Origin of the sequence: Thermosynechococcus sp. M3746_W2019_013 (assembly GCF_015296045.1) — a bacterium.
Lineage (GTDB): Bacteria > Cyanobacteriota > Cyanobacteriia > Thermosynechococcales > Thermosynechococcaceae > Thermosynechococcus.
Genome location: NZ_DVDW01000068.1, coordinates 1 through 6,839, shown reverse-complemented (window position 1 = coordinate 6,839; position 6,839 = coordinate 1). Strand labels below are relative to the sequence as shown.

Genomic DNA, 6,839 nt, shown 5'->3' with positions numbered 1-6,839 from the left:
ATAGAAACCACTTCACTGGGAAGGCCGAATTAGCACAAGGGGGGTTTGCTCATCGGCATTGCCGGCGGGATTTTTCCTTAAGGCTTTGATCAGCAGCTCATGGGAAACCCCTTTGCTTGCGGCCAGAACTTTGACTGCTCCTAGATCATTGACATCAACAATGGCTACGCCAAGGCTAGTTTGGGCCGCCAGATCATCTACGATGGCTTGGGGGTTGGCAGGTCCCATGACAATAAATTGGTCGTAGGGGGGCAGCGTGCCGGTGACGTCGTCAATGAGGCGAGCTTGCTCACCAGCCAATTGATAGAAACCGCCCTTGTGGCCAAAGATTTTGGCGATCGCTCCCCCAACAAAAGCCAACAGCACCCGCAACTCTCCCACCTCTTCAACTAGGGCTTGCATGCCACAGGCTGTGGCCAAACTGGAGGTGGGTAGAAAGAATTGACAGACCCGCGTTGCTACCCAGCCGGGGCGCAGTTGGGCTGGATCCTTAAGACGGCCTTGAATAATGGCAATGGGGGTTTCACCAATGGCAACAATATCTCCCGGTTGGGCATGGGGCATGACGTAGCGATTGAGCACCTCGGGGAGAATGTCCAAGGGCGTCAGTAAATGGGTGCGAATGGGTAGTACCGCCGCCCCCTCTGCCTGCCGCCACACACCCGTATCTCCCTTGGCAGGAAATTTCAGGGGGATAAATTCATGATGGGTTTTCAGGAAGCGACCATGGGGGCCATAGGCAACGTAGTGAATCTTGACCCAAGCCGCCTTGACCTCGCTCACGCCAATTCCCTGCAAATCCACACAAATCTCGACATTTGTCTGCTTTGTGGACTTGACAATATAGGCAAACCAATAGCCATCGGCACGGGGCGGGAACTCTGGCTCCGGGTGGCGGGGGATAACCTGTACATGCGTTTCAATGCCCTCCACGCTGCCATCAGACAGCAACACCACCTCTGCCTGCAACTGTGGCACCATCACCTCAAGGCCGCGGTGGGGATTGCTCAACCCCAGTAGCCCAACAAAACGGTAGTGGGTTGGCTCGTAGATTTCTAGATTCCAAGTAGCACGGATCACTTCCAGGGGATGGGCTGGCCGCTGGCGATACCGCCATTCCAGGGCGATCGCCCCCAAAAGGGCTAGGGATCCTAGGGCGGCTGCCCCTATCCCAATCACTGTTGCAATCATCACGTGTCCTGTACCACTGTATTTCCCGTATTCGCTAGATTACAGTCAGTTAGGCATTTTTGGAGTGATTGGATTTTGGAGTGGCAAGAGGTTCGCGGCAATTGGCTGTGTATTCCCCAGCGTCCCTTGGGGTGGATTCACTTTCTGGGGGGAGCCTTTGTGGCAGCGGCACCGCAATTGACCTATCGGCGCTTATTGGAGCACCTAGCGGAGGCTGGCTATGGCATTATTGCCACACCCTTTGTGAATACTTTTGATCATGGGGCGATCGCCCTCGATGCCCTCAATAAGCTCGAGTATGCCCTTGATTGGTTGGTGTACCGCCAAGGCTACCCGCCAGCATTGCCCATCTATGGTCTAGGGCACAGTATGGGCTGCAAGCTCCACCTGTTGATCAATAGCCTCTACGATGGCGATCGGGCTGGGAATATGTTCATAGCCTTCAACAACTACCCCGCCAGTCAATCCATTCCTTGGATGGAAAACCTGACCCCCGTCGGTGTTGAATTCACCCCCAGCCCAACCGAAACCGAACAGCTCATTCAAGAGCGCTATCCCGTGCGCCGCAACCTCCTGATTCGCTTCCAGGATGATGACATTGACCAAACGGCGCGCCTGCGCAGTCTCCTCAGAGCTAAATTTGGCGATATGGTCACTGCCCTCAGGCTACCGGGGAATCACCTCACCCCCCTTAGCCAAAACCTCAAGTGGCAAGTTGGTGCAGAATTTTCTCCCTTGGATGCCCTCGGCCAGTGGTTCAAGCAAAGTCTCTTTCCCGAAATGCAAGTTCTTGAGGCCTGCCTATTGGAGTGGCTCAATCCCTTGGGCACCACCCGCCGTTGCCGCCCGTAACGTGGCACAATCGCATAAGAAACCCTTAATAAAGAAAGGAATTTGCCCGTGACTGTTGCCCCCTCTGCTGCCCTCAGTGCTGCTGCTCGCCCCGATTCCCGGGGTCGCTTTGGTCGCTTTGGTGGCAAATATGTTCCTGAAACGCTGATGCCCGCCCTCAGTGAATTGGAGGCGGCCTTTGCCCACTACCGCCAAGACCCTGACTTTCAAGCAGAATTGCAGCAACTCCTCCAAGACTATGTGGGTCGCCCAAGTCCCCTCTACTTTGCCGAACGTCTCAGCGCCCACTATGCCCATGATCAAGCCCAGCCCCAAATCTATCTGAAGCGGGAAGACCTCAACCATACAGGTGCCCACAAAATCAACAACGCCCTCGGGCAAGTGCTCCTGGCCAAGCGCATGGGCAAACAGCGCATTATTGCCGAAACAGGTGCCGGTCAGCATGGGGTAGCCACAGCAACGGTGTGTGCCCGCTTTGGCCTCCAATGTGTGATTTATATGGGGGTGCAGGATATGGAGCGGCAGCGGTTAAATGTGTTGCGGATGCGTCTATTGGGAGCAGAAGTGGCCCCCGTCAGTGCCGGCACAGGAACTCTCAAAGATGCCACCTCAGAAGCAATTCGCGATTGGGTGACCAATGTTGAAACCACCCATTACATCTTGGGTTCAGTGGCAGGCCCCCATCCCTACCCAATGCTAGTACGGGAATTCCACGCCGTCATTGGGGCTGAAACCCGCCAGCAGTGTCTTGAGAAATGGGGCGGTCTGCCGGATATTCTCCTTGCCTGTGTTGGCGGTGGCTCCAATGCGATGGGACTTTTCCATGAGTTTGTTGAAGAACCCCAAGTGCGCTTAATTGGTGTGGAAGCGGCAGGGCAAGGGCTGGACACCGGTCACCATGCCGCCACCCTCACCAAAGGCGAAGTGGGAGTGCTCCATGGCGCCATGAGCTATCTATTGCAGGATGCCGATGGTCAGGTGATTGAGGCCCACTCCATCAGCGCCGGTTTAGACTATCCAGGGGTGGGGCCAGAGCATAGCTACCTCAAGGACATTGGTCGGGCAGAATACTACAGTGTCACCGATGCTGAGGCGGTGGCTGCCTGTGTGCGCCTAGCTCAGTTGGAGGGGATTCTCCCTGCCCTTGAAACCGCCCATGCCTTAGCCTATCTGGAAACCCTATGCCCTCAATTGACGGGGCAGCCCCGCATTGTCATTAACTGTTCAGGACGCGGCGATAAGGACGTGGAAACCATTGGCCGTTATTTTCAGGCTCAGTAGGTACTGTGTATCCTTAAAGTCACCGGCATTAAAGTCACCTGTAGATTGCGGCCATGAACACTAGTAGCCCCATTTTTATTTTTATGGTTCTTTTGGCTGTCATTTTAACCATTCCGCCGGTGTTTGAGCGGCTGCGCTTACCGGGGCTCGTGGGTCTGCTGTTGGCTGGTGTGCTGCTTGGACCCAATGGGCTACAGTTCCTAGAACACGACAGCGACACCATCAAACTCCTCTCAGGCATTGGCAAAGTCTATTTAATGTTTGTGGCGGGGCTAGAAATTGATCTGAGCCATTTTCGCAGAACTCGCGATCGCTCTTTGTTGTTCGGTGCTTTGACCTTCATTGTCCCCCTGGCAACCGGATTCACCATTGGCCACTGGTTTGGTTTTGATTGGAATGGCTCGCTTCTCATTGGCTCACTGCTGGCTTCCCATACCCTCTTGGCCTATCCAATTGTGCGGCAGTTGGGGGTTGTGCACAATGAAGCCGTGACCATTACGATTGGCGCAACCATTTTTACCGATACCGCAGCGCTGGTGGTGCTGGCCATCTGCGTGGGCATTAACCGCGGTGAATTCACGGTGCTGACTCTCCTCAACCAATTGATTGCCCTTGGTCTGTATTGCTTTCTAGTTCTGTGGGGGGTTGACCGCATTGGTAAGCAATTTTTCCGGCGATCGCACGATGCTCAGGGGAAGCAATTCCTTTTCATTCTTTTGACATTATTCGTTGCTGCCATCGGTGCCGAAATCATTGGCATTGAGCAGATTGTCGGTGCCTTTTTAGCCGGTTTAGCCGTCAATGATGTTCTCGAGGACAGTCCCGTCAAGGAAAAAGTTGAGTTTATCGGTGGTGTCCTCTTTATCCCCTGCTTTTTTGTGGACATGGGGCTGCTGATTGACATTCCTGCCTTTGTCAAGACCCTCGCCTCCATTGGCATTACGGTTGCCATTGTCGTCGGTCTCATTGGCAGCAAGTTCATTGCGGCTTGGCTGGCTGCCCGCTGGTATCGCTACACCTCAATGGAAATGTTGACAATGTGGTCGTTGTCTTTGCCTCAGGTGGCGGCCACCTTGGCGGCAACCCTAGTCGGCTTCCAGGAGGGGATTCTCACCCAAGACATTCTCAACAGCGTGCTGGTGCTAATGGTGGTCACCTCAATTCTTGGCCCGCTGGTTACAGCACGCGCTGCCAGTCGGCTGCCAATTCCCCAGCCCGAGCAGGAGGAGATTGAGGAACTGGCAACGTGGTGGGATGGCCACGAGGATCCCCAGCCCCACACCTTTACTGTCGTCGTTCCCATCCACAATCCCCAAACCCAACGCCCCCTCATGGAATTGGCGGCACTGCTAGCCCATCATGAGGCGGGGCGAGTTGTGGCAGTTGCGGTTATTCCTTGCCAAGTGCACATGAATGATCCCCGCCTCGATACCAAGCTCCGTCGCTCTCGCAAACTGCTGCGCCGCGCCGCTGAACTGGCGGCACCCTACAACGTCGAGACAACCACTGCCATCCGTATTGATGAAGATATTGCCCTCGGGATTAGTCGCTTTAGTCGTGAACAGGAGGCGAGTCTCATTGTCTTGGGCTGGCCAGAAACTAGTAGTTGGCGCGCCCAGCTTTTTGGCAGCATCATTGACCGCGTCCTCTGGTCAAGCCCCTGTCCTGTGGCCATTACTCGCCTATTGGATGATCCGGAGAATATCCGTTCAATTTTGGTGCCGACCCGAGATCTCAGCCCAAGAACTCTACGGATTATTAGTTTTGCCCAAGCCCTTGGCAGTGCCAGTCAAGCAAAGGTGATGCTGCTGCACGTGGCCCTGCAAAACACACCCTATGAACAAATGGCGCAGTTTGAGGAGGATTTGCGCCAGATTCTACAGGAAGCTAAGGGAGCAAGTCTCCTTGACGTGCACATTAAAACCGTTGCTAGTAGTGATATTCCCAGGACCATCCTCGAAGAAGCAGGACTCTATGACTTGGTTTTAATGCGTTCGATTCGGCGTGGCACAGCAGGTGGGCTGGCGGTGAGTGACATCACCACCCAAGTCATCCGAGAGCTGCAAACCTCAATTATCCTCTTTGGCGAACCGCCGCGCCTGGGCTAGAACTCGGCATTGCCCGGCGTCCGTGGAAAGGGAATGACATCGCGGATATTGTCCATGCCCGTCATAAACTGTACGAGCCGCTCAAACCCAAGGCCAAAGCCGGCGTGGGGCACACTGCCATAGCGACGCAAATCCAAGTACCACCAGTAGGGGGCAGGATCTAGGCCTTGGGTCACAATTCGCTCCTGCAACACATCAAAGCGTTCTTCTCGCTGAGAGCCGCCAATGATCTCGCCAATTTTGGGTGCGAGGACATCCATTGCCGCCACGGTTTTGCCATCGTCATTGAGGCGCATATAGAAGGCTTTGATGGCAGCGGGATAATCATAGACAATTACGGGGCGTCGGCAGTATTCCTCAGCAAGATAGCGCTCATGCTCCGATTGCAGGTCTAGTCCCCAAGCCACCGGGAATTCAAAGGCACGGCCGCTCTTTTCAAGGACTTGAATCGCTTCACTGTAGCTGAGGCGGGCAAAGGGTTGAGTGGCCATCTGTTCGGCAGTGGCTATGACGCTATTATCAATCCGCTCCTGAAAGAAGGCCATATCCTCTGGGCAGTGGTCAAGGACATAGCGAAAGATAAACTGCAAAAAGGCCTCCGCCAGTTCCATATCCCCCCTGAGGTCACAGAAGGCCATCTCTGGCTCTACCATCCAAAACTCGGCAAGGTGGCGCGAGGTGTTGGAGTTTTCAGCGCGGAAGGTGGGGCCAAAGGTATAGACGTTGGTAAAGGCTGTGGCCATAATTTCTGCCTCCAGTTGGCCACTGACGGTGAGGTAGGCACGACGGCCAAAAAAGTCTTGACTGAAGTCAATCTTCCCCTCTGGGGTTTTGGGCGGCTGGGTTAAATCCAGTGTGGTGACAGTAAAGAGTTCCCCAGCCCCTTCGCAGTCACTGGCGGTAATGATGGGGGTATGCACCCAGAGGAATCCCCGCTCCTGAAAGAATTGGTGAATGGCAGTGGCACAGGCATTGCGCACTCGCATCACAGCGCCTAGGGTATTGGTTCGTGGTCGCAGATGACCAATGGTGCGTAGAAATTCAAAGCTGTGGCGTTTCTTTTGCAGGGGATAGGTTTCTGGATCGGCACTGCCCCAAAGGTGAATCTCCTGGGCATGGAGTTCAATGGCTTGGTTTTTGCCAGGGGAGCGCATCAGCTCGCCTGTGAATTCCGCTGCGGCACCGGTGGTCAGGTCTTTGATGGTTGGGGTGGCGGCTGCAAGGGTGTTGGGAATGACCACCTGCAATCCGGCTAGGGTTGAGCCATCGTTAAGGTTGACAAAGGTGCATTCCTTGAGTTCGCGTTTGGTACGCACCCAGCCTTTGACGGTGACGCGATCGCCCACTTGACCTTGGTGAAGAATATCCTTAATCCGCTGCTGCATGGGTCTTTTTTCCTATAACTGC

At 54.7% G+C, this 6,839-nt stretch carries 5 protein-coding genes; 3 read left to right on the top strand and 2 right to left on the bottom strand.

Annotation, left to right across the window (positions count from 1 at the left end):
* Positions 1 to 12: 12 nt before the first annotated feature.
* Positions 13 to 1,191 (bottom strand): DUF129 domain-containing protein, encoded by a 1,179-nt coding sequence (locus IGQ16_RS11695; protein WP_024125492.1) that lies wholly within the window; start codon positions 1,189 to 1,191, stop codon positions 13 to 15.
* 75 nt (positions 1,192 to 1,266) lie between these two features.
* Here IGQ16_RS11695 and IGQ16_RS11690 point away from each other — a divergent pair, with 75 nt between their 5' ends.
* Genes IGQ16_RS11690 through IGQ16_RS11680 form a run of 3 tightly spaced genes read left to right on the top strand, consistent with a single transcriptional unit; the run spans position 1,267 to position 5,432 of the window.
* A complete protein-coding gene (locus IGQ16_RS11690; RefSeq protein WP_024125491.1) occupies positions 1,267 to 2,043 on the top strand; it encodes a DUF1350 family protein in 777 nt (258 codons plus the stop codon).
* Positions 2,044 to 2,091: 48 nt separating this feature from the next.
* Positions 2,092 to 3,324, top strand: coding sequence for a tryptophan synthase subunit beta (gene trpB / locus IGQ16_RS11685; protein ID WP_297061653.1), 1,233 nt, complete (start codon positions 2,092 to 2,094; stop codon positions 3,322 to 3,324).
* A gap of 53 nt (positions 3,325 to 3,377) precedes the next feature.
* A complete protein-coding gene (locus IGQ16_RS11680) occupies positions 3,378 to 5,432 on the top strand; it encodes a cation:proton antiporter (protein WP_297061649.1) in 2,055 nt (684 codons plus the stop codon).
* Here IGQ16_RS11680 and asnS read toward each other — a convergent pair.
* Positions 5,429 to 6,817 carry an asparagine--tRNA ligase gene (gene asnS, locus IGQ16_RS11675; protein WP_024125488.1) on the bottom strand — a complete coding sequence of 463 codons (1,389 nt, stop codon included), beginning with the start codon at positions 6,815 to 6,817 and terminating at the stop codon, positions 5,429 to 5,431. The genes IGQ16_RS11680 and asnS overlap by 4 nt on opposite strands.
* Positions 6,818 to 6,839: the final 22 nt, after the last annotated feature.